The following is a 20239-nucleotide window of genomic DNA, read 5'->3' as shown; positions in this document are numbered from 1 at the left end:
TTGAATGACCCTACGGTTAATCAAAGCACATTCAAGCCAAGCGCTGAATCCACTTCACCGCCTTTATGGCTGCTGGCAGAACTCACCTACCGCTGCCCGCTGCAGTGCGCCTACTGCTCTAACCCGCTGGCATTTACCCGCTACCAAAACGAGCTGGATAGCGAAGCGTGGTTTAGCGTGCTGCGCCAGGCGCGGGCCATGGGGGCGGCTCAGTTGGGCTTTTCCGGCGGCGAGCCGCTGATCCGCCAGGATCTGGAAGCGCTGGTACGCGAAGCACGCACGCTGGGCTTTTATACCAACCTGCTAACCTCCGGCGTGGGCCTTACTGCCCAGCGAGTAGACGCTCTGGCAGAAGCAGGCCTGGATCATATTCAGATTAGCCTGCAGGCTGCCGACCCCGAACTGGCCCAGGTGCTGGCCGGTTCTGCCAAGGCCCACGCCAACAAGCTGGCTATGGCAAAAGCCGTCAAAGCCGCTGGCTACCCCATGGTATTGAACGTGGTGCTGCATCGGCACAATATCGATCAAATTGGCGAACTGATTGCTCTCTGTGATGAACTCGGTGCAGATGCTGTTGAGCTGGCCAACTGCCAGTATTACGGCTGGGCGTTTTTAAACCGCCAAGCATTGATGCCTACCCGGGAACAGCTGGTACGTGCCGAGGCGGAAACCAACCGCTGGCGGGAAACCCTGGCGGCAAGGGGCCGCGATATGTCGTTGTTATTTGTGGTGCCGGACTACTTTGAACAAGCGCCTAAGGCATGTATGGGCGGCTGGGGCAGCATTTTTATGACCGTTGCCCCGGATGGCGCCGTGTTGCCCTGCCATAGCGCCAGGGAACTGCCGATGGCGTTTCCCAACGTAAAAGAGACGTCGCTGCAGGACATTTGGTACCAAAGCGATGCCTTTAACCGTTTTCGCGGCACCCAGTGGATGCCAACACTCTGCCAGCAGTGCGACGAGCGCGATAAAGACCATGGCGGCTGCCGTTGCCAAGCTTATTTGTTAACTGGCGATATGAACGCCACCGACCCCGTGTGCCAGCACTCTCCCCAGCATGGGTTGCTAGAGAGCCTGATCGCAGAAAACGCCCAAAGCGCGCCAGAGCAAGCCCCCCTGATTCCCCGCAATGCCCGCCAATCAAAGCAGTTGCAAACAAAGCAGTTACAGAGCCAGGGTGGTTCAGCGGCGCCTTCGCCCCGCCAAACGCCCGAGCTGATTTATCGGCAATAAATCCATTTATCGGGAATAACCCCATTAAGGCTCGCAGGTGGCTCGCTCAGCATGGGCAGGCAACTGCGGGCAAACAGCGGCTAATGAATGGCCGCTCGCTTGCCAGCCATCCACCCCATTGGGGTACCAATAGAGCTCTTCATAGCCCATTGCCTCAGCGCGTCGGGCAGCATTCCAGGAAAGCCAGCAGTCGCTGCGGCAAAAGAACACCAACGGCGCTGCCTCAGCGTTCTCACGCTGCGCATCGAGTGCTTGCGTGAAGTAATCACGCCACTCATCTTCCAAAGCAGGTGCGCCCACGTTAGGCAGCCAAATACTGCCGGGGATCGTTAAGTGAGGCGTATCCTGCAGAAAAAGGCCGTCATGCCAGGTTAACGCGTAGACATCCACCAGGATGACCGACGACGAGTCCAGCAGCGCTTGAAAAGTATCGTCATCTAACGTGGTCACCCCAGGTAGCGGTGCAGTGACAGGGGCTTTAAATGGCGGTAACCGATAGCCTTGTTGGTTAAACGCCGCTGCAGGCACGTCAGCACCCGCCACGCCGCTAACTATTCCACTTATCCACGCCAAGCAAATGATATGGCGGCGCACAGAGTGCGCCGAGTGTTGTGTCGACATGATGACATCACTCCCAATCAAACGGGCAGGCGGTACATCCCTCCATTTGGGCCATTTGGAAGTTACCGTAGTGGATGCGTGCACCAGTCATATCGGCATCGTTAAGACGGGCAATGTTCATTTTGACTTCTTGCAGGTTAGCATCGCGCAGATCCGCCCCAATCAGGTTGACCTTATTCATCCAGGCCATTTCCAGGTTGCTGCCCATCAGCTTCGCTCCCTGCATACTGGCCCCAGACAGCCGGGCAAATTCCAAATTGGCCCCAGTCAGGTCAGCATGATCAAACGTCGCCCCCTGGGCATAAATACTCCAGCTATCCACCCCAACCAAACTGGCATGGGAAAGATCGGCACCACGCAGGTGGGTGTTGGGCATACGCGCGCGATTAAGGTTAGCGTGGCGCAGCGATGCACCTTCAAAATCGACGCTGCGTAGATTGCTATGGCGGAAATCCGAGCCGTCTAAGTTGCTGCCCGCAAAGTTAGCGCCTTGCAAATCAAGGTTAGAAAAGTCACCGCCGGATAAGTCCATATTGGCGCACTGGGCGCCTGGTACCAGCTCGCAGCCGTTATGTACTGGCGGTTGATACGCTTCAACATAATCGTCGGCAACGACACTGCCTATAGAGCTAAGGCAGAGAAAAACCGCCGTTATTTGGCGGCGCCATAAAGGCACAGTATTAGGCGCTATCATTATTGTTCTCTCCATGACCGTTATCTTGATTCAAAAAAGGGCGGCAAAGGCCGCCCAAGAGGGGTTAATAACTTAACGGTTAGCCAACTCTTTAACGAAGGACGGCAACTTGAAGACCCAGAACGAACCGCCCTGGGCAATCGGTCGCGTCAGTTCAGCCATATCACCGCCCCAAAGCGGAACTGCGCCGCCATAACCTGCAGTGACACCGATGTACTGCTCACCGTCCATTTCCCAGGTAACCGGTGGTGAAATAATGCCGGTGCCGACCTGGAACTTCCAAAGCTCTTCACCGGTTTCAGCATGGAAGGCTTTGAAGTAGCCATCCCCCGTACCGGTAAACACCAAGTCACCGTGAGTAGCTAACACGCCTGCCCAAAGCGGCATAGGCTCTTTATGCTCCCAAGCGTACTCGCCGGTCACCGGGTCTACGGCGCGCAGAATACCCACATGGTCGTCGTACATACGCTTAATACGGAAGCCCATACCCAAGTAAGCGGCGCCTTCCACGTACTCGACTTCTTCTGTCCAGTAGTCTTCCTTCCAGTGGTTGCCAGGCACATAGAACAGCCCTGTATCCTGGCTATACGCCATGGGGTTCCAGTTTTTACCACCTAAAAACGGCGGTGACACTTCAACGGGTTCAGAGCGGGTTTGCCCTTCTTCCAAACGCGGTGGACGCTGGCCTTCAGCCTCAACCGGGCGACCGGTTTCCAGATCGATATGGGTCGCCCAGGAGATGTTATCGACAAATGGGAAGGCGTTGATGAGCTCGCCGTTAGTGCGGTCAGTGACATAGAAGAAGCCATTACGGTCGGCGTGGGCACCGGCGTTGACCGTTTGGCCGTTTTCATCTTCGTATTCGAACAGCACGATCTCGTTATTGCCCGAGAAGTCCCAGGTGTCGTTGGGCGTGTGCTGATAGAACCACTTAACTTCGCCGGTCGAAGGGTCGATACCCAGTTGACCAGAGGTATAGAGGCTGTCGTAGTCAGACGGGTCGCCATCTTCAGAGGTGCGTGCCCACCCGTTCCAGGGGGCCGGGTTACCCGCACCAATGATAATGGTATTGGTATCAGGGTCAAAGCTGGCGCTCTGCCATGGCGCACCGCCACCTTGGCTCCAGGCTTGTACTTTGCCGGTTTCGCTGTCTGGGTCATCGGGCCAGGAGGGCGCGCTGGCATCTCCCGTCGGAGTGCTCTCCTCACCGTTTAAACGCCCCATATGGCCTTCAACAAAGGGGCGCATCCAAATCTCTTCACCGGTATCAGGGTCACGGGCATAGAGCTTACCCACAATGCCGAACTCATCCCCTGAAGAGCCATGAATCAGCAATACGCGACCCGTTTCGCTATCTTCTACAATCGTTGGTGCGCCCGTCATGGTATAACCCGCGCGGTGGTCACCAAAGCGTTCGCGCCACACTACTTCACCGGTATCTTTATTCAGCGCCACAATCCCCGCATCCAGCGTACCGAAGAACACCTTGTCGCCGTATATGGCCGCGCCGCGGTTCACGACGTCACAGCAGGGGCGAATATCGCTGGGCAGTCGATGATTATAAGACCACAGCCTCTTTCCAGTACGTGCATCAATGGCAAAAATACGTGAATAGGAGCCGGTAACATAGATAACGCCTTCATGGATCAGCGCCTGTGACTCCTGGCCACGCTGCATTTCATCGCCAAATGAGTGAGACCATGCAGGGGTCAGCATCTCTACATTGTCTGCGTTAATTTGATCAAGCGGGCTGTAGCGCTGGGCTTTCACGCCCATGCCGTACATCAACACCGTTTCAGTGGTGTTATGGTCATTGAGAATATCGTCCCAGGTCACCTCGCTGGCGTGGGCTGTCAGTGCAACGCCTCCAACACCTAGGGCAGAGGCATAAGCAACGGCGGCGGTGAGGGTACGCAGGCGAAGGGGCCACGAAATTTTGCGGGCTGACGTGTTGTTATTGATAGCGTATGTCATGGGCTTTCCATCCGAGTAATGATCACAATGCAATGGCTGCAAAGCGGCCAAGCTGCTGCTTGCGTGGTGCCAGCAAGACTAAGCTCAGCTTAGAAGCCCAGATCAAAAACCCATCTACCCCTCCAGTCGCGTTCGCATCCTGAATTAGCACTACTTCCAAAGGATGAGGCTAGCGATACCTAAGGTGCTATAGGTTCGGCATGTGTGCCTGCCTATGCTCACTCAAGTGACGATACATTGATCCCCTGAGGAGCTAATCCATGACAACGCTTACAAAAACAATCTCAAAAACAATCTCAAAAACAGGCTCTACAAAAACATCCATAGGCCAAGCAGGTGCTATCGCCCTTGTGGCTTTGCTGGCTGCACCACTGGCATGGCCCCATGGCAGCGTGACCCCTCAAGCCGTTGATATTAAAGATCTTGAGCGCCTAGGTGACGAATGGCGGGAAGAGAACCCTTACCGTGATCACCCCCAACATGATCTAGCCGTGGATATTGGCGCCCGCGCTTACAACAGCAACTGCGCCGCTTGCCACGGCCTGGAAGCGAAATCCGGCGGCATCGCCCCCGACCTGCGCGAGCTGGAGAACGGCCCATGGGGCGATGAGTGGTTCAAAGAGCTGGTCACGAACGGATCCGAGCGCAACGGCCGTGTACTCATGCCGCGCATGTCCGACTACGTCAGCCAAGAAGGGCTATGGGCCATTCGCACCTGGTTAGAAACGGTCAGCATAGAAACTACCGGACAGTAATCCCTAAGCTGGGAGGCACTATGGCAACCCCAACGCCCATCATCACGTTACAACGGCTCGCCGCGGCTCTCACGGCACTCCTCGCAGCGTTTATCTGGCTAATATTTATGTTGCCCTCCACCGCATTGGCCGCCGTGAACACCGCTGAACAGGATCCGCTTAATTCCTTTATGTGGCCTGTGTACCGCGAGCGCTTTTTGGGCGACGCCCCTGTGGTGTTTGATGAGCGGGTCATCGTTAGCGCGCCAAGTTTCGCCGAAGACTCAGGCCAAGTGCCCATTGAGTTAGACGCCAGCGGATTAGAAACCAGCGGCGAGCCGATAACCGACATTATCGCCTGGGTGGATCTCAATCCTATTCCCCGCCTGTTTCACTACGCACCGATGAGCCATGGCCTAGCCAAGCTTTCGTTAAATATTCGCTTGGAACAAGCTTCCGCGGTACGCGTAGCAGTGAAGCAGGGGGATACCTGGCATGTGGGCGGCACCTACATTGAAGCAGAAGGCGGCGGCTGTACCACGCCGGGTATTGCCGGCGCCGACAACGACTGGGAAAACACCTTCGGCGAGCTGCAGGGTCGGCTGTTTGCCAATGAGAGCGAACAGCGCCTGCGGGTGCGCCTTTCTCACCCCATGGACAGCGGCTTAATCCCCAGCCAACCCGCCTTTTACGTACAGTCGTTTGAGCTGCTGGATCAACAGGGTCAGCCAGTGGCCACGCTGGAAATCGAAGCCTCGGTGAGCGCCAACCCTACCCTAGGGCTGCATATGCGCCCCTCCCCAGAGGGCTATGTGATTGGCGCCCGGGACAACAACGGCAACCGCTTCTCTATGGGTCTGCAACCATGAAAACGCGCTTTTTAGCGAGCCTAGCGGCTCTGCTGACCACACCGCTAGCGGCCAGCGAGCCGGTTATGTTCTGCGAACGTCCGCTAACGGCCCAGCCAATTGCAGAGAACACCTGGATGGTGGAAGGCTTAAGAGAAGAGCTTTCCACCAGCAACTGCGGCCATATCGGCAACCAAGCATTTATTGCCACACCCAACGGCGTCATCCTCATCGACAGCGGCAGCAGTCCGGTATTTGGCGAAGCATTAAAAGCAGTGATTGCTCAGCACACCCCCCACCACGTACGCTGGGTTTTGAATACCCACCACCATCCCGATCACTTTTTCGGTAATGCCGCCTTCGGCGAGGCAGAGCACCTCACCTTAGCCAGCACTCGTAGGCTGATGGCCCGGGATCGAGAAGCACTGATCAATAACGTAGAGCGGCTGACCGGGCGCAGCTTGGCGCGCTCGCATATTGGCCTGCCCGACACGATTGAGGCAGGCGAGGTAACGCTGGGAAGCTACCCACTCACGCTATACGCCATGAGCGGCCACAGCGGGGGTGACCTAGTCATTATGGATCACGCCACCGAGGTGCTGTTTTTGGGCGATATGGGCTTCTACCAACGTGCTGCCGCTACGGCTCACAGCCCTGGCTTGCAACAGTGGCAGACAGAGCTTAACGAGCTACGTGGCCTCAACGCCAGAATCGCCGTGCCCGGCCATGGCCCCAGCGCGCCGCCCAACACGGTTTTAGAGCAAACCGCTCACTACCTCGCATGGCTAGACCAGCATCTCAGTAACGCGGCTAGCGAAGGGCTGGGAGCCAACCATGCCTTGGCCATCGAGATTCCTGACGCCTTTAACACCATTGCGCTCACTGAATATGAGTTTACCCGTAGCGTGATGCAGCTTTATCCTCACTATGAAGCACGGCTGCTGTGGGGCGCCCCACAATAAGGAGCACACACCTATGCCGCTTACCCTGGCAGATGCTGCCGAACCCACCGACACCCTGGCCGAGCTGCATAGCGACACCCAGGCCGTTTACTGGCTGGCTCGCTGCCCGCAAACGGGCGGCATGCAGCTTTGGCGATGGACGGCTGACAGCAACGAGGCGCCGCAATGTTTGATAGAGGACGCTGTGGGCAGCCGGGTGAACCAGTACGGCGGCGGCAGCTATACGCCACTGCTAGGCGGCGTCGTATGGGTACGCCAGCACGACCAGGCCATTATGCACCTCGACCACCACGGCGCCAGCCACTGCTGGCAGAAGCGACCACAAACAGCCTACGGTGGGCTGTGCGCAGACCCTAAGCGCCAGCGTGTATTAGCGGTTGAGGAAGATACCCATGGTCAGCGTCTGATCGCCCTCACTGACAGCCATCGGCAGGTATTAGCAGAAGGCGCCGACTTCTACGGCGCGCCGATATTAAGCGATGACGGTAACTATCTAGCGTGGGTGAGCTGGTCACTGCCTCATATGCCCTGGCAGCGTAGCCAGTTGCATCTCGCACAGATGGCGGCTAACGGTAGGCTCGAAGCCTTTGAGCGCTGGGACTTCGGCGCAGCGCTTAGCCAACCGCAGTTTGGCCCCCATAACGCGTTGATTTGCATGAGCGATCACGCGGGTTGGTGGCAACCCTGGCAGGTTAGCTTGGCCACTCCCCTTTGCCTGAGCAGCGCCCCGGTGGATCACATCACCACACCGTGGCAGCTAGGTGAGCGCCAGCACGCTTGGCGAGATAATCGGCAGGTTTACTGCCAACTCCACCAGGGTGCGGCTCAGCTTTACCAACGCTCCGGCGAGCAGGTGGCAGCACTGCTACCGTCCCCAGGTCGCGTGGTAAGCATCACGCTGGCAAGGCACGGCGATTACGCCATAGTGCAAAATACTACCAGCGGCGCCCTGCTGATACGCTTTACCGAAAATTGTCCACACCGCTGCCTAGCGGGTAACGTTGTGGATAACGCAGCGGGTAGCCTAGCGGCCAAAAATACCGCCACTGCGCAATGGCTGGAAGCCCCCGTTGGCAACGAAGGGGAAACAGTTCACGGTTTTTTCTATTCAGCCTCAGCCAACCACACTGCGCCGCTGATTGTACGCGTTCACGGCGGGCCCACTGCCGCCACTTACCCTGTTTACGATCCACTGGTGGCCTACTGGCAGCAGCAGGGCTTTCATGTGCTGGATATCAACCCACGCGGCAGCGGCAACTTTGGCCGCCACTACCGTGAGTGTTTAGCGGGCCAGTGGGGCATCAGCGATACTGACGATGTGATCGCCCTGGTTAACGCCGCCTGCGCACGCTTTGCGATAGATACAGCGCGCTGCTTTATTCGTGGTCAAAGCGCTGGCGGGTTCACCGCCCTCAATGCCCTGGCCGCCACGCCACTGTTTGCTGCAGCCACTAGCCTGTACGGGGTAACCGATGCGTTATCGCTATCAGCAAAAACACATCGCTTTGAGTCTGGATACCTGGGCTGGCTAATCGGTGACGAGTCTCTGCTCGCCCAGCGCAGCCCTACCTATAAAGTTCCCCATTGCCGGCGCCCTTTGCGGGCACTGTTTATCCAGGGTGGCAAAGATGCCGTGGTAGTACCGGAGCAGACCCACGCCATGGCGCGGCATATCAAGCAGCAGGGAGGCCAGGCGCAAACACTGCTATTCGATAACGAACGCCACGGCATTCGCCACCCTCAGGCGCGCCAAACCATGCTGGCGCGCGAGCTGGCCTTTTATCAAGAAGGATGACTTGCCCCCTAACGACGGCACCAAGGTCGTAGCGCAACAATCTCCTAAGGTGCTTAAGATAATGGTTAACAATTATAAACGAGACCGCCCCATGACTTCGCCACTCACACAACTTCGTAAGTTTGTCGCGCCTGAAATTATTTTTGGCGACGGGGCGCGCCACGCTGCAGGCAACTACGTCACTACTTTCGGGGCAGAAAAGGTACTGCTGGTCTCTGACCCGGGCGTACTGCTGGCAGGCTGGGTGAGCGATATTGAAGCCAAACTGCTGGAAGCCAACATTGCCGTTGAGCGTTTTACCGCCGTATCCCCCAACCCACGGGTAGATGAGATTATGGCCGGTGCCGAAATCTATCGTGAAACCGGCTGCAAGGCGATTGTGGCGATAGGCGGTGGCAGCCCGATGGACTGCGCCAAGGGGATTGGTATCGTCACGGCTCACGGCGGGCACATTCTCGATTTTGAAGGCGTTGATACGATTCGCGTGCCGATTCCTCCGCTGATTTTTATTCCTTCAACGGCGGGCACCTCGGCGGATATTTCCCAGTTTGCGATTATTTCCGACCAGCAGCGGCGCATGAAATTCTCGATCATCAGCAAGGCCGTAGTGCCGGATGTGTCGCTGATCGATCCTGAAGTCACCATGACCATGTCACCCTACCTGACCGCGTGTACCGGGGTCGACGCATTAGTGCATGCCATTGAAGCCTTCGTTTCAACCGGCAGCGGCCCGCTCACCGATACCCACGCCCTGGAAGCCATGCGTTTGATCAGCAGCCATCTTGAGGCGCTGGTGGCGAACCCCGCCGATGGTGAGCTACGTGCTCAGGTAATGTTGGGCAGCATGCAAGCGGGCTTGGCGTTCTCAAACGCGATTTTGGGCGCAGTACACGCAATGTCGCATAGTTTGGGCGGCTTCTTAGATCTTCCCCACGGTTTGTGCAACGCTATGCTGTTAGAGCACGTGGTGGCCTATAACTACGAAGCCGCCCCCGAGCGTTTTAAGCGGGTCGCCGAAGCCGTTGGTATCGAGTGCCGGGGACTGTCACAGCAGCAGATTAAAACAGCGCTGTTTCAGTATTTAGTCGATTTAAAACATGCGGTTGGCCTGGGCGGCACGCTTGGCAAGATGGGCGTCTCACGCAGCGACGTGCCATTTCTCACCAACCACGCGCTGGGCGACCCCTGCATTTTGACTAACCCGCGCCGTTCCAACTCACGGGATGTAGCGGTGGTGTACGAAGAGGCGCTATGAAAAAAGCCAACGATCCCTCGGGCTTTTCGGTCAGCGATCTACTCGGGTTGGGTCAGCAGTCGGCGCGCAAAAGCTACTATCGCGAGCTATCAGTGCGCTTGGAAGAGCTTGAAGTTGAACGCAACCGCTATAAATGGCTGTTTGAAAACGCGCTACACGGTATTTTTCAGGCATCGCTCTCCGGTAAGCTGCGCGCCGCCAACCCGGCCCTTGCCGCCATGCTGGACGACCCTAGCGTGGCGCATACGCTGGAGCGCTGTGCGCGCTTTGACGCGCTGTTTGTTAACGCGACTACTGGGCAACAGCTGCGCGACCTGCTGCTCATTCAAGGGCACGTAACAGGCCAAACCACCTTGCTGCAGGGAGCCTCTGGTCATCAGGTTCCCGTCGCCATTACGCTGATCAAAAAGCCCGCCGAACTTGCCGGAGACGAAGACCTGATCGAAGGCTTTGTGGCCGATATTACCGAGCGTGAGCGCGCCCGCCAGCACTTGGAAACACTCAACGCCCACTTGGAAGCCCGGGTAGCTGACCGCACCCAGGCACTTGAACGACTCAACGAGGAGCTTAGAAGCGCGCGCGATGCTGCCGAGTTTGCCAACCACAGCAAAGACCGCTACCTGGCCGCCGCTAGCCATGACCTGCTGCAACCCATGAACGCGGCACGCTTATTGGTGGCCTCACTACAGGAGCGGCTGAACGACAGCGATAATCTAGCACTGGTTGAGAGGGTGCAAAACTCGCTGGAAGGCGCCGAAGCGATTCTTTCCGATCTATTGGATATTTCAAAACTGGATCACGGCCAGGTACAGCCGCAACTGCGCCACTTTAAACTCGACGATATTCTTAGCCATCTCGCTGGCGAGTTTGCCCCCGTGGCCCAACGGAAAGGGTTAACGCTGCGCTATGTGCCTTGTTATCAAGCGGTGACCAGCGACCCTCATCTGCTCAGCCGTATTGTGCGCAACTTTCTGGCTAACGCTTGCCGCTATACCCAGCGTGGCGGCATTTGCCTAGGTGTGCGACGCCACAGTGACGACAGTCTGGCCGTACACGTCGTCGATAGCGGTATTGGTATTCCCGAAAGCGACTACCAGCTTATTTTCCGCGAGTTTCATCAACTCAACGCCACCCGCGCGCGCGATCGCCAGGGCGTTGGCCTGGGGCTTGCGATTGTGGAGCGGATTAGCCAGTGCCTTGAGCACCCGCTTTCTGTGCGCTCTGCACCCGGCCAAGGCTCCTGTTTTGCGGTTAGGGTGCCCCGTGCCAGCAGCATTTCCTTTAGCCAAACACCCGCCCCCAGCACGCCGTTTTCTGCTGGCGCCGAGTTCGAAGGAGTGCGCGTCCTGATCCTGGATAACGAACCCGCCATTCTTGAAGGCATGGCACTGTTGCTAAGTGAATGGCAGATCAGTTGCGATACAGCGCTGGATGTGGCGGCCGCCAAAGCCTGCCTGGAGGCGCCGGATATGCTGCTGGTCGACCTGCACTTAGACGATAACGTGACGGGGTTGGAGGCTATTCGACAACTTCGCCACCACTGGCATGACTCGCACTTACCCGCAGCCATTATCAGTGCCGACCGCTCTGACCACTGGCTAAGGCGGTTACGCCATGCCGGCGTTCCGCAGTTAAACAAGCCGGTACGACCCGGCAAACTGCGCGCACTACTGCGTAGCCTGCTCAATGACTAACCTGCGCTTCCCACAGTCCTGTATCTCCCTGCCTAGCGGCGTGCAAGGCGTTCTGGCCCACGCGCCCCACTTAACCCACGCTCACGTCAGCATTACTATAGCAGCGGGCTATTTGGATGAACCGCCCGCCCTGCCAGGCCTGGCCCACTTACTGGAGCACGTGCTCACCACCGCTCCACTGACAACCTCCTCTAACACCAGCCTGCTTACTTGGTTTGCCCAGCGTCAGGGCAGCCTGAACGCCCACACCGATGACTACGTCACCGATGTGCATTTCTCGATACCGACAGACAGCCTAGAAGCGGCGGCTCTCACTGTTGCCAGTCAGCTCGCCACGCCCACTCTTTCGTCGCCGACCATTCGCACCGAAGTCGCCGCCATTGACGCCGAATGGCAGGCCCGCCAGCACAGCTCGGCGATGCAACGGCTATCAGCCATCGCCACACTCAGTGACCCGCAGCATATCGGTGCTGGCTGCCGCCACGGCAACGCACAAACGCTGGGCCATAACATTGAGTTGCTTCATGAGGCGCTGACCACGTTTCACCGCGACCACTACCACCGCGGCGGCCGCGTTAACATTGCAATTATCAGCCCCAGAGCCACAGAAGCGGTGACCCGCCTTATTCAACGCATGGCAACGCTGTTTAACCCGCGACCGCCCAACGCTTCGGCACTTGCTATTACGCCCCGCTGGGGCAGCCTGCCCCGCGCGAAGTTGGTCGGGACGGCCCACGCCGTTGAGCTATTGTGGCCGCTACCCTCGTCCGTTTCACGTCATCAGTTTAACGCCCTTAGCGACGTTGCCGATTCGTTAAACCAAGGCTACTTGGTGGATCAGTTAGCTGACTCGATTATCGACTACCACGCGACTGCCGCCCCAACCGGAGCTACAGACACCTTCAGCTTGACGCTAATCGGTACCGCCGCGGCGCAGGAACGACTGGAAGTGCTTGCCGATTCCCTCAGTGAACGCCTGGCAGCCCTGCTCGCGACGGCCGCAATTGATCACCGCACCGTTTGGCAGCCCCCTGTCGGTACCGTGCAACTGGCGTCGGCGTGGTTTGTCTATGCACGCCAGCAAGCATTGGCACGTCGGCTTGCTGCCAATACAGCGGCTCGGCCATATTTTCCCACCAGGGATCGCAGGCCAACTCCTCTCTGGCTCGTTTATAGCGCGCCTACAACGTTCCAGCATACTGACGATGCAGCACAATTGGCGGCCACCCCCAAGGTGCAGAGTTGGTGCGGACAGTATGGTGTCAGCGATGATTTCACCTCACTTGCCAACACCGCCTGGGCAGCCTGCTTTATTCCCAATGCGATGTTTCTCCCCGCCCCACTGGCTGCCAAGCAGTGCGCCCGCAGAGGTGTGGTATGCCAGCACATGCAGCTAGCGCAAGGCAGTTGGGTGATAACCGTGGGTAAGGGAGCGGCCGTTGCCATGCAAACCTTGCTGAAAGAAGCGAATGTTAATACGACAATTACCCTCCAAGGGCTTCTGGCTCAGCGGTTGTTACAGCGCTTAACCCCGCTGCCTGCCACGCCTGCGGTATGGGTTTCCCATGCAACCGATGCAGACGCTGTTTGCCACGCACTGGCAGATTTGGCTAGCCGCATAGCAACACGTTCTGTGCAGACGCCTTCTATCAATGAGTCGGCCAGCACAGCCATCATGCGCACACTGAGCTTACCGGGCACGCCCACACAGCGCTGGCTATTAGCGCTGGTTGAGCAGCACCACAGCGCGGCCTTTTTTAAGCAGGCGCGGTATGACCACCACTTGGGGTATGTGGCAGCGGTACGCAGAGGCGACGGCACACCCTGCTCACTTGGCTATGTGGTGCAAACCAGCGAAGACGCTGAACCAGTAGGCGAAAAGCTACTCTCCATCACCCATACCCTGTGGAAAACGGCGGATGATGTCCTACAGGCGCCAAACTCACTTAAACGCTCGCTAACACCGCCCGAAACGCCCCTTGCCGCACTGATTATTCAGTGGCAAAGCCTGTTGTCAGGCACCGATCAGCCACTGCATCGGCTTGGGCAGCAAAGCATCGATTCACAGGCGCTTACCGATTTACTCACTCAGATAAACACCCACGGTCACTGGCAAACCCACTGGTTAGATAGCGCTGGCCACTATCGCGTCAACGATTGAGGCGAGTCAGCGCTTGAGGAATTGAGAAAAATCGATATCGTTGGCCGATAAAATTGCTTGTACGCGGCTGGTCACCCCCAGCTTGCGCAAGATCGCCGACACATGGGCTTTCACCGTGGTTTCCGCGATATTGAGGTGATAGGCAATCATCTTGTTAGATTCACCGCGGGTCATGTGTTCCAACACCTGCAGTTGTTTGCGTGTTAATTGGCGCAGCTGTTCTGCCGTAAAACCCTGCTCCTGGTGGCGACGCTTACGAATACTATCCGGTGCGCGCATAGCATCGGCGGGTAGAAAGATATTGCCTTCCAATACCTGGGCAATGGCGTGGCGCATCTGATCACGGGGCAGTGATTTGGGGATAAACCCCGCTGCTCCACAAGAGACCGCCTGCAGAATAATCTGCTTATTCTCTTCCGCAGAAACAATCACCACCGGAATCGTAGGGTGCTCGTTACGCAGCTGTAAAAGTCCCGTTAACCCGTTCATGCCAGGCATATTTAAATCTAGCAATATCAAGTCAAGATCAGGATCTTGCTGTGTATGGGCGAGAGCCGCATCAAAGTCTTCCACCTCGATAACCTCAGCATCTACGTAAGCTTCACGGATCACCCGCGCCATAGCATCACGTACAAGGGGGTGATCGTCGGCAATCAGGAGTTTATACATTGCTGTCATTATTATGGTTGCCTTTGGTTTAGCTGCATCCCGCTTACTGCGTCTTTGCTAACACTCTACTAAGTCACACGCCTTTATTGAAGCAACTTCCCACCATCAACCAGGCCGCAATTCCCCTGAAGAGACTTGCTGCTGGAATGTGTCGGCGAACTCGATCAGTGATTGAGTTAGCCAGATGAGAGCAGGATCGTTGGCAAACAGCCCATGCTGAATCAACGTCATTTTCAGTGTGGGGAGCTCTTTGGGTGGCTCCACCATACGCACCGGCAGCATCATGACAAAGCGCTCAGCCATTTGACGTGGCAGCGTCATGATCGCTTCCGTTAGTGCCACTACCCGCGCCGCGGCAATATAGTTGAGATTTTTTGAAATTACCCGGCGGGTTAAGCCGTGTTGCACCAGACAACTATCGATATTGCTGGGGCGTAGGCCGCTAATATCCGCCAGCTCCACATGGAGCGCATCAGCAAACTGACCAATATTGAGCGCATCGCCTACGCGATCATTATGGGTAGCCGCCAAGCAGACCAACTCCTCATCCATCCAGGGAGTCTGAATAACGCCTCCAGGCAGCGCACTTTGGCTATCCAGCCCCACCACCATATCAATTTGGCGCTGTTCCAACCCCTCACTTAGAACATCTGGGGTAATCAGCTCAATTGAAAAACTGATGCCCGGTGCATAACTCAACAGTTGGCTAAGAAAGGGGGGGTACATCACTTCTTCAAAGTAGTCGGTGGTCGCCAACGTAAAACGCCGCTTGCTAGTCGCCGGCGAAAACAGCGCAGGCGGTGCCAGGCCTTGCCGTAGCAGGGCCAAGGAGTGCTGTACGACAGGCAACAGCGCCAGCGCCCTGGGCGTGGGCTGCATGCCATTTTCGGTGCGTACCAGCAATGGGTCATCCAGCGCCTCACGCAGCCTTTTGAGCGCATGGCTCAAGGCTGGCTGGCTTAAATGCAGCGTTTCTGCCGCGCGAGTGACATGACGCTCACGCATCAGCGCTTCAAAAACCAGCAGCAAATTCAGATCAAAATGGCGTAGCGAACGCATGGCTTCTCATTATTCATATCACGAATGATTAAATTCTAAACATTCATTTAAATTATCGCCAGGAATTGCTTATTGTCGGCCGCACATTCGCTCACCAGCGACTATCAGCGATAATCCAGTACTCAAGGAGAAGCACACCGGTGACCCACCCACAAGCGATGTCCGCACAAACCATGCCCAGCCTTTATGGCGATGTGATTTCTACTTTTATGGGCGTAGCACAAGCAACGGATCCTAAACAAACCGATGCCGACGTGGTAGTAAGTGGTGTGCCTTTTGACCTTGCTTGCTCTGGCCGTGCGGGCACTCGTATGGGGCCAAATGCAATTCGCCAAAGTACCGCCAACCTGATATGGGAAGGCAAGCGCTGGCCATGGGACTTCGCCTTGGAAGATCGCCTTAAGGTGTGCGATGCAGGCAATGTAAATTACGCCTATGGCGAGCCGGAGAGCCTGGTCGACAACCTGGAAACCCACGCCAACCGCTGGTTAAAAGCGGGTAAAAAGATGCTTACGCTGGGCGGCGACCACTACATCAGCCTACCGCTGCTGCGCGCCCACGCCCGTGAACACGGCCCCCTGGCGCTGATCCACTTTGACGCCCACACTGATACCTATGAGCAAGGCACACGCTTCGACCACGGCACTATTTTTCATCACGCTTTAAAAGAAGGCTTGGTAGTGCCTGAGCACTCGCTGCAAATTGGCATTCGCACCAGTTATGACCGCCACAACCACCCATACGAGGTATTGGATGCGGACTGGGTCAATGACAACGGCGCAGCGGCGGTGCTTGAGCGCATTCGTGCCCGCGTGGGTTACCACTCCGCCTACGTAAGCTTGGACATCGACGGCCTCGACCCGGCCTACGCCCCAGGCACCGGCACGCCGGTGTGCGGCGGCATGTCCACCGATCTCATGCTGAAAGTGATCCGTGGCATGGTAGGCATGGAGCTAATGGGTATGGACGTGGTGGAAGTGAACCCCGCCTACGATCACGGCGACATTACCTCGCTTGCCGCCGCGACGCTGGGGCTTGAGTTTTTGTATACCCTGGCAGCCTCTAAAGGGCATTAGAGGCTGGATATAAAGAGCACCGTTAGTTAGCAATGGGCAGGGGGTTATCAATCAAAGCGACAGCGCTAGCGACCCACCTGTTCACGCACCGCGCCGATATCCCAACTGCGCATTAGCTCTACTGCCGTATCCTGGGAGGCCAAATTCGTCCCCTCCACCTGGATTAAGATCCGACCATCGAGCAGCAGGGAGACCTCCGCCGAAGAGTAGGAGGGCTCCCACGTCACGATGGCCGATTCACGCCCCATGCGCACCCGCTCGGTATTCGGTTGGGCCGTTAACATAGCGGGGTTGTTGAAGAGCGCCGCCATGCCCTGAATCATAGGGTTGTCGACCATGATGCTTGCCGTCAGCTCACCATCACCACCATTTTCACTGTAGTAACGTTCGAGCATAGCGCCACCGCCCATCATCGCCGCTGCACCATCGTCACTGGATTCGGCGTTACCGGCCTCCCAACCTTCTGGCGGCTCGGGAAAGGTCTCAGCGATTCGAGCTGACTGCAATTTGCGAATATCACTGATCGCGAACTCTAGTTCGGTAAGGGCGCTACCGTAGTCCTCTTCCTGATAGCGCTCAAGCCCCAACTCGATCTGTTCGACGACCTCATCGGCCATCGCAGCAGACGCTACGGGTAGCATCAAAGCACTAGCCAACAGCACCTTGTGGAGTGAAGATTGCGTCTTCATGTTTTTCTCCTTTTCAATGAACAGTCATCACTAAACTGCACTGCCACTGCAGTTGCCGCACTTAAAGCACTGACCACCCACGCTCACCCAGTATCGGTTCGGTAAAACCTGCAGCCCCTCATACCTTTCAATAGGCATTTTTCACATGCTTAAAGCGAGCAGAGATCACTTAGCTATTGGAAGTTGTCGAGCAGATGTCTTTACTAAGCAGAGTTTGTTGCAGTGATTAATTAAGCCAGCTTAATGATTCTAACGATTATCTGCTGATAGCGTAAACAAGAGGCGCTAGGCTGATGCCTAGCGCCATGTGCCATCTAGCGGTGTAAGCGCCAGTTCTTGCTTATCCTTGCGAAGCCGCTAGCGCTTGATCAATATCCGCCAGTAGATCGTCGATATGCTCGATGCCGATCGACAGGCGTACCATATCCGGCGTGACCCCAGCGGCTTTTAACTCCTGCTCGTTGAGCTGGCGGTGTGTGGTTGAGGCGGGAATGGAAGAACAGCTTTTGGCATCGCCGATATTCACCAGGCGCAGGATCAGCGCCAGCGCATCGTAGAAGCGCTCACCAGCGCCCTGCCCGCCTTCGATGCCAAAACTAAGAATCCCCGAAGCATGGCCATTCATATAACGCTGGGCCAGCGCATGATCCGGATGGTTTTCCAAGCCAGCATAATGCACCCAGGTGACTAATGGATGGCTTTCCAGATGCTTGGCAACCGCTAAGGCATTGGCACAGATACGCTCGATCCTTAGTGACAGCGTTTCCAGCCCCTGGAGCAGGTTCCAGGCCGCCTGGGCAGACAGCGCAGCGCCCATATTACGCAGTGGCACCACCCGAGCACGTGCAATAAAGGCCGCATCACCCACATCACGGGTGTAGCTTACGCCGTGGTAAGAAACATCCGGCTCATTGAGGAGCGGAAAGCGATTGGCATGCCTAGCCCAGGGAAAAGTACCCGAATCAACAATCACTCCACCCACCGTGGTGCCGTGACCGCCGATATACTTAGTAGCCGAGTGAACGACAATATCCGCTCCATGCTCTATTGGCCGGCATAAGAACGGCGTCGCCGTGGTGTTATCGACTATTACCGGCACCCCATGACGATGGGCCGCTTCGGCGAGCTTTGTTAGGTCAACCACGCCACCGGAGGGGTTACCAATACTTTCGCAAAAAACCGCCTTGGTTCGTTTATCTATCAGCGCTTCGATGCCGTCAATATCGTCCTTGTCGGCAAAGCGCACCTGGATACCTTGGCGTGGCAAGGTATGGGCAAACAGATTGTAAGTACCGCCATACAGCTCGCTGATCGAGACAATGTTATCGCCCGCTTCAGCAATGGTCTGGATCGCATAGGTGATCGCCGCCATCCCCGAGGCCACCGCCAGCCCGGCGATGCCGCCTTCCAGCGCGGCGACCCGCTGCTCCAACACGGCGCAGGTCGGGTTCATAATGCGCGAGTAGATGTTTCCTTCCACTTTAAGATCAAACAGATCCGCCGCGTGCTGCGCGTTATCGAAGGAAAACGACGTGGTTTGATGAATCGGCACCGCCACGGCGTTTTGTGAATCAGGCGAATAGCCATGGTGAAGAGCAATGGTTTCTGGCTTCATGAGAACGGCTCGCTATTTTTTTATTGGGATCCGCTATTGATCCTAAACAAGCGCTGCACGGAAGGCCAATAATCGTTCGCCCTCTCCTACGCCAAGCAAGCCCATGCACGTTCACCAATTCCACTCACTGCACGCCACTGCATTGTGGGCGTGTAGGCTTTCTGCATGCACCACCTTGAGCTGAAAGCCGGTGACCTCCGATGCTTGCCGCAGGGCTTTATCTACTCGCCTTGCCGCGTCTTCGCAGAACATCAGGTTTTGCCCGTTGGCGAGGGCAAACGCCTGCTCGTCGATACGCTTCACGGCGGTTTGCAGTGCGGTGCCTAGCGCCCTTTCGATACGATCAATCAAGCGCTCAATGGGGAGCTCACCGTGATCGTCCTCAGCTAAACGTAACGTGCACTCCAAAAAGCTACGCTGACTATGGGGCGTCGCCAGAATGCCCTCTTCACTCCCCAGCCATGCCGATACCGCCGATTGGGTTAGCGGGATTTCCGAGAAGTCCTCCTCAAAGGCCTGTTGAATCAACTGCCGCGCCAGCGCTGCCGAGCAGGGGCAAGTAGATGAATAGCCCACTGTGAGCCCCAGCTCGGCCTGAAAACCCTCTGGGGTTAATTGGCATCGCAATGTGAAGGGATAGCTTTTCCACCCAGCCAATGGGCTGATTAGCGCTTCCCGCTTGAGTGGCAGCTCACCTTCCACATTAAGATACGCATGCTGGGACAACCCCTCCTGGCTTGCTAAAAACGCGCTCAATATATCTTTAACCGTTGGCAAGGTGAGCGCTGCGTCCTCTAGCGAGGACAATCCCAAATAAAGACGCGACATATGAATACCTCGCGCGTCGGCATCATCAAGGCTTACCCCCGCATCCAGTTTGGCTGTCAAGCTGCGAGTGCCAAGCTGGATAGGTAACGCAATGCCCTCCATGCCCACCCAGGTCAAGGTACTCGTTAAGCGAGTGGTTTGGCTGGCAATATCAGGTAAGGTTAAAATGGTCATTGGACTACCTCTTGAGAGGAGTTGAAGAAGTTGTAGAGCCCAGCCACAGTTTCAGGCGCCACATTTTTTGCCAATAAAAACAAAGCGTTATACATAAGATCTGATCAAGACATAGTCAAACGCGTCAGAAATCATTTCCCCTTTTCGTTATAGCTACG

At 56.6% G+C, this 20239-nt stretch carries 17 protein-coding genes; 9 read left to right on the top strand and 8 right to left on the bottom strand.

What is annotated here, in order from left to right; all coding sequences use genetic code 11:
• Positions 1 to 1233, top strand: coding sequence for a pyrroloquinoline quinone biosynthesis protein PqqE (pqqE, locus tag JI62_RS07935; RefSeq protein WP_088699654.1), 1233 nt, complete (start codon positions 1 to 3; stop codon positions 1231 to 1233).
• 24 nt (positions 1234 to 1257) lie between these two features.
• Here pqqE and JI62_RS07930 read toward each other — a convergent pair whose 3' ends face one another.
• The 3 genes from JI62_RS07930 to JI62_RS07920 form a co-directional block, all read right to left on the bottom strand.
• Positions 1258 to 1854, bottom strand: a complete 597-nt coding sequence (locus JI62_RS07930; protein WP_088699633.1) for a rhodanese-like domain-containing protein — start codon at positions 1852 to 1854, stop codon at positions 1258 to 1260.
• A gap of 7 nt (positions 1855 to 1861) precedes the next feature.
• The gene (locus JI62_RS07925; RefSeq protein ID WP_088699632.1) at positions 1862 to 2548 is read right to left on the bottom strand and encodes a pentapeptide repeat-containing protein; all 687 of its coding nucleotides are present in this window, start codon (positions 2546 to 2548) and stop codon (positions 1862 to 1864) included.
• Between the two features lie 72 nt (positions 2549 to 2620).
• Positions 2621 to 4522 (bottom strand): methanol/ethanol family PQQ-dependent dehydrogenase, encoded by a 1902-nt coding sequence (locus JI62_RS07920; RefSeq protein WP_240513176.1) that lies wholly within the window; start codon positions 4520 to 4522, stop codon positions 2621 to 2623.
• 260 nt (positions 4523 to 4782) lie between these two features.
• Here JI62_RS07920 and pedF point away from each other — a divergent pair, with 260 nt between their 5' ends.
• From pedF to JI62_RS07885, 7 genes are all read left to right on the top strand, one after another.
• Entirely contained in the window at positions 4783 to 5277 is a 495-nt protein-coding gene (pedF, locus tag JI62_RS07915; protein WP_240513175.1) for a cytochrome c-550 PedF, read from the top strand.
• A gap of 20 nt (positions 5278 to 5297) precedes the next feature.
• Positions 5298 to 6125, top strand: a complete 828-nt coding sequence (locus JI62_RS07910) for a quinoprotein dehydrogenase-associated SoxYZ-like carrier (protein WP_240513174.1) — start codon at positions 5298 to 5300, stop codon at positions 6123 to 6125.
• Positions 6122 to 7066: a quinoprotein relay system zinc metallohydrolase 1 gene (locus JI62_RS07905; protein ID WP_088699631.1), complete on the top strand. Its 945-nt coding sequence runs from the start codon at positions 6122 to 6124 to the stop codon at positions 7064 to 7066. Before JI62_RS07910 ends, JI62_RS07905 begins: the two co-directional genes overlap by 4 nt.
• A gap of 13 nt (positions 7067 to 7079) precedes the next feature.
• On the top strand, positions 7080 to 8861 hold the full coding sequence (locus JI62_RS07900; protein WP_088699630.1) for an alpha/beta hydrolase family protein: 1782 nt from the start codon (positions 7080 to 7082) through the stop codon (positions 8859 to 8861).
• Positions 8862 to 8952: 91 nt separating this feature from the next.
• Positions 8953 to 10116 (top strand): alcohol dehydrogenase-like regulatory protein ErcA, encoded by a 1164-nt coding sequence (gene ercA / locus JI62_RS07895; protein WP_088699629.1) that lies wholly within the window; start codon positions 8953 to 8955, stop codon positions 10114 to 10116.
• Positions 10113 to 11810, top strand: a complete 1698-nt coding sequence (locus tag JI62_RS07890; RefSeq protein ID WP_088699628.1) for a PAS domain-containing hybrid sensor histidine kinase/response regulator — start codon at positions 10113 to 10115, stop codon at positions 11808 to 11810. Before ercA ends, JI62_RS07890 begins: the two co-directional genes overlap by 4 nt.
• Positions 11803 to 13971 carry an insulinase family protein gene (locus tag JI62_RS07885; RefSeq protein ID WP_240513173.1) on the top strand — a complete coding sequence of 723 codons (2169 nt, stop codon included), beginning with the start codon at positions 11803 to 11805 and terminating at the stop codon, positions 13969 to 13971. Before JI62_RS07890 ends, JI62_RS07885 begins: the two co-directional genes overlap by 8 nt.
• 6 nt (positions 13972 to 13977) lie before the next feature.
• On the opposite strand, the gene JI62_RS07880 is transcribed toward JI62_RS07885, so the two are convergent.
• On the bottom strand, positions 13978 to 14649 hold the full coding sequence (locus JI62_RS07880) for a response regulator transcription factor (protein ID WP_088699627.1): 672 nt from the start codon (positions 14647 to 14649) through the stop codon (positions 13978 to 13980).
• Positions 14650 to 14745: 96 nt separating this feature from the next.
• Entirely contained in the window at positions 14746 to 15699 is a 954-nt protein-coding gene (locus JI62_RS07875; protein WP_088699626.1) for a LysR family transcriptional regulator, read from the bottom strand.
• A gap of 173 nt (positions 15700 to 15872) precedes the next feature.
• Here JI62_RS07875 and speB point away from each other — a divergent pair, with 173 nt between their 5' ends.
• Positions 15873 to 16775: an agmatinase gene (gene speB / locus JI62_RS07870; RefSeq protein ID WP_088699649.1), complete on the top strand. Its 903-nt coding sequence runs from the start codon at positions 15873 to 15875 to the stop codon at positions 16773 to 16775.
• Between the two features lie 65 nt (positions 16776 to 16840).
• On the opposite strand, the gene JI62_RS07865 is transcribed toward speB, so the two are convergent.
• From JI62_RS07865 to folE2, 3 genes are all read right to left on the bottom strand, one after another.
• The gene (locus tag JI62_RS07865; RefSeq protein WP_088699625.1) at positions 16841 to 17464 is read right to left on the bottom strand and encodes a hypothetical protein; all 624 of its coding nucleotides are present in this window, start codon (positions 17462 to 17464) and stop codon (positions 16841 to 16843) included.
• 340 nt (positions 17465 to 17804) lie between these two features.
• On the bottom strand, positions 17805 to 19079 hold the full coding sequence (locus JI62_RS07860; RefSeq protein WP_088699624.1) for an O-acetylhomoserine aminocarboxypropyltransferase/cysteine synthase family protein: 1275 nt from the start codon (positions 19077 to 19079) through the stop codon (positions 17805 to 17807).
• Between the two features lie 111 nt (positions 19080 to 19190).
• A complete protein-coding gene (folE2, locus tag JI62_RS07855) occupies positions 19191 to 20081 on the bottom strand; it encodes a GTP cyclohydrolase FolE2 (protein ID WP_088699623.1) in 891 nt (296 codons plus the stop codon).
• Positions 20082 to 20239 lie beyond the last annotated feature (158 nt).

The sequence above is a fragment of the Halomonas campaniensis genome, from assembly GCF_002211105.1.
GTDB classification, from domain to species: Bacteria; Pseudomonadota; Gammaproteobacteria; order Pseudomonadales; family Halomonadaceae; genus Vreelandella; species Vreelandella campaniensis_A.
Note: the sequence above shows the minus strand (reverse complement) of the source record. Positions and strands in the feature narration are given on the sequence as shown.

Coding starts and splice junctions, on each gene's coding strand:
- JI62_RS07930 (WP_088699633.1), bottom strand. CDS start 1,854: ATGTCGACACAACACTCGGCGCACTCTGTGCGCCGCCATATCATTTGC.
- JI62_RS07925 (WP_088699632.1), bottom strand. CDS start 2,548: ATGATAGCGCCTAATACTGTGCCTTTATGGCGCCGCCAAATAACGGCG.
- JI62_RS07920 (WP_240513176.1), bottom strand. CDS start 4,522: ATGACATACGCTATCAATAACAACACGTCAGCCCGCAAAATTTCGTGG.
- pedF (WP_240513175.1), top strand. CDS start 4,783: ATGACAACGCTTACAAAAACAATCTCAAAAACAATCTCAAAAACAGGC.
- JI62_RS07910 (WP_240513174.1), top strand. CDS start 5,298: ATGGCAACCCCAACGCCCATCATCACGTTACAACGGCTCGCCGCGGCT.
- JI62_RS07905 (WP_088699631.1), top strand. CDS start 6,122: ATGAAAACGCGCTTTTTAGCGAGCCTAGCGGCTCTGCTGACCACACCG.
- JI62_RS07900 (WP_088699630.1), top strand. CDS start 7,080: ATGCCGCTTACCCTGGCAGATGCTGCCGAACCCACCGACACCCTGGCC.
- ercA (WP_088699629.1), top strand. CDS start 8,953: ATGACTTCGCCACTCACACAACTTCGTAAGTTTGTCGCGCCTGAAATT.
- JI62_RS07890 (WP_088699628.1), top strand. CDS start 10,113: ATGAAAAAAGCCAACGATCCCTCGGGCTTTTCGGTCAGCGATCTACTC.
- JI62_RS07885 (WP_240513173.1), top strand. CDS start 11,803: ATGACTAACCTGCGCTTCCCACAGTCCTGTATCTCCCTGCCTAGCGGC.
- JI62_RS07880 (WP_088699627.1), bottom strand. CDS start 14,649: ATGACAGCAATGTATAAACTCCTGATTGCCGACGATCACCCCCTTGTA.
- JI62_RS07875 (WP_088699626.1), bottom strand. CDS start 15,699: ATGCGTTCGCTACGCCATTTTGATCTGAATTTGCTGCTGGTTTTTGAA.
- speB (WP_088699649.1), top strand. CDS start 15,873: ATGCCCAGCCTTTATGGCGATGTGATTTCTACTTTTATGGGCGTAGCA.
- JI62_RS07865 (WP_088699625.1), bottom strand. CDS start 17,464: ATGAAGACGCAATCTTCACTCCACAAGGTGCTGTTGGCTAGTGCTTTG.
- JI62_RS07860 (WP_088699624.1), bottom strand. CDS start 19,079: ATGAAGCCAGAAACCATTGCTCTTCACCATGGCTATTCGCCTGATTCA.
- folE2 (WP_088699623.1), bottom strand. CDS start 20,081: ATGACCATTTTAACCTTACCTGATATTGCCAGCCAAACCACTCGCTTA.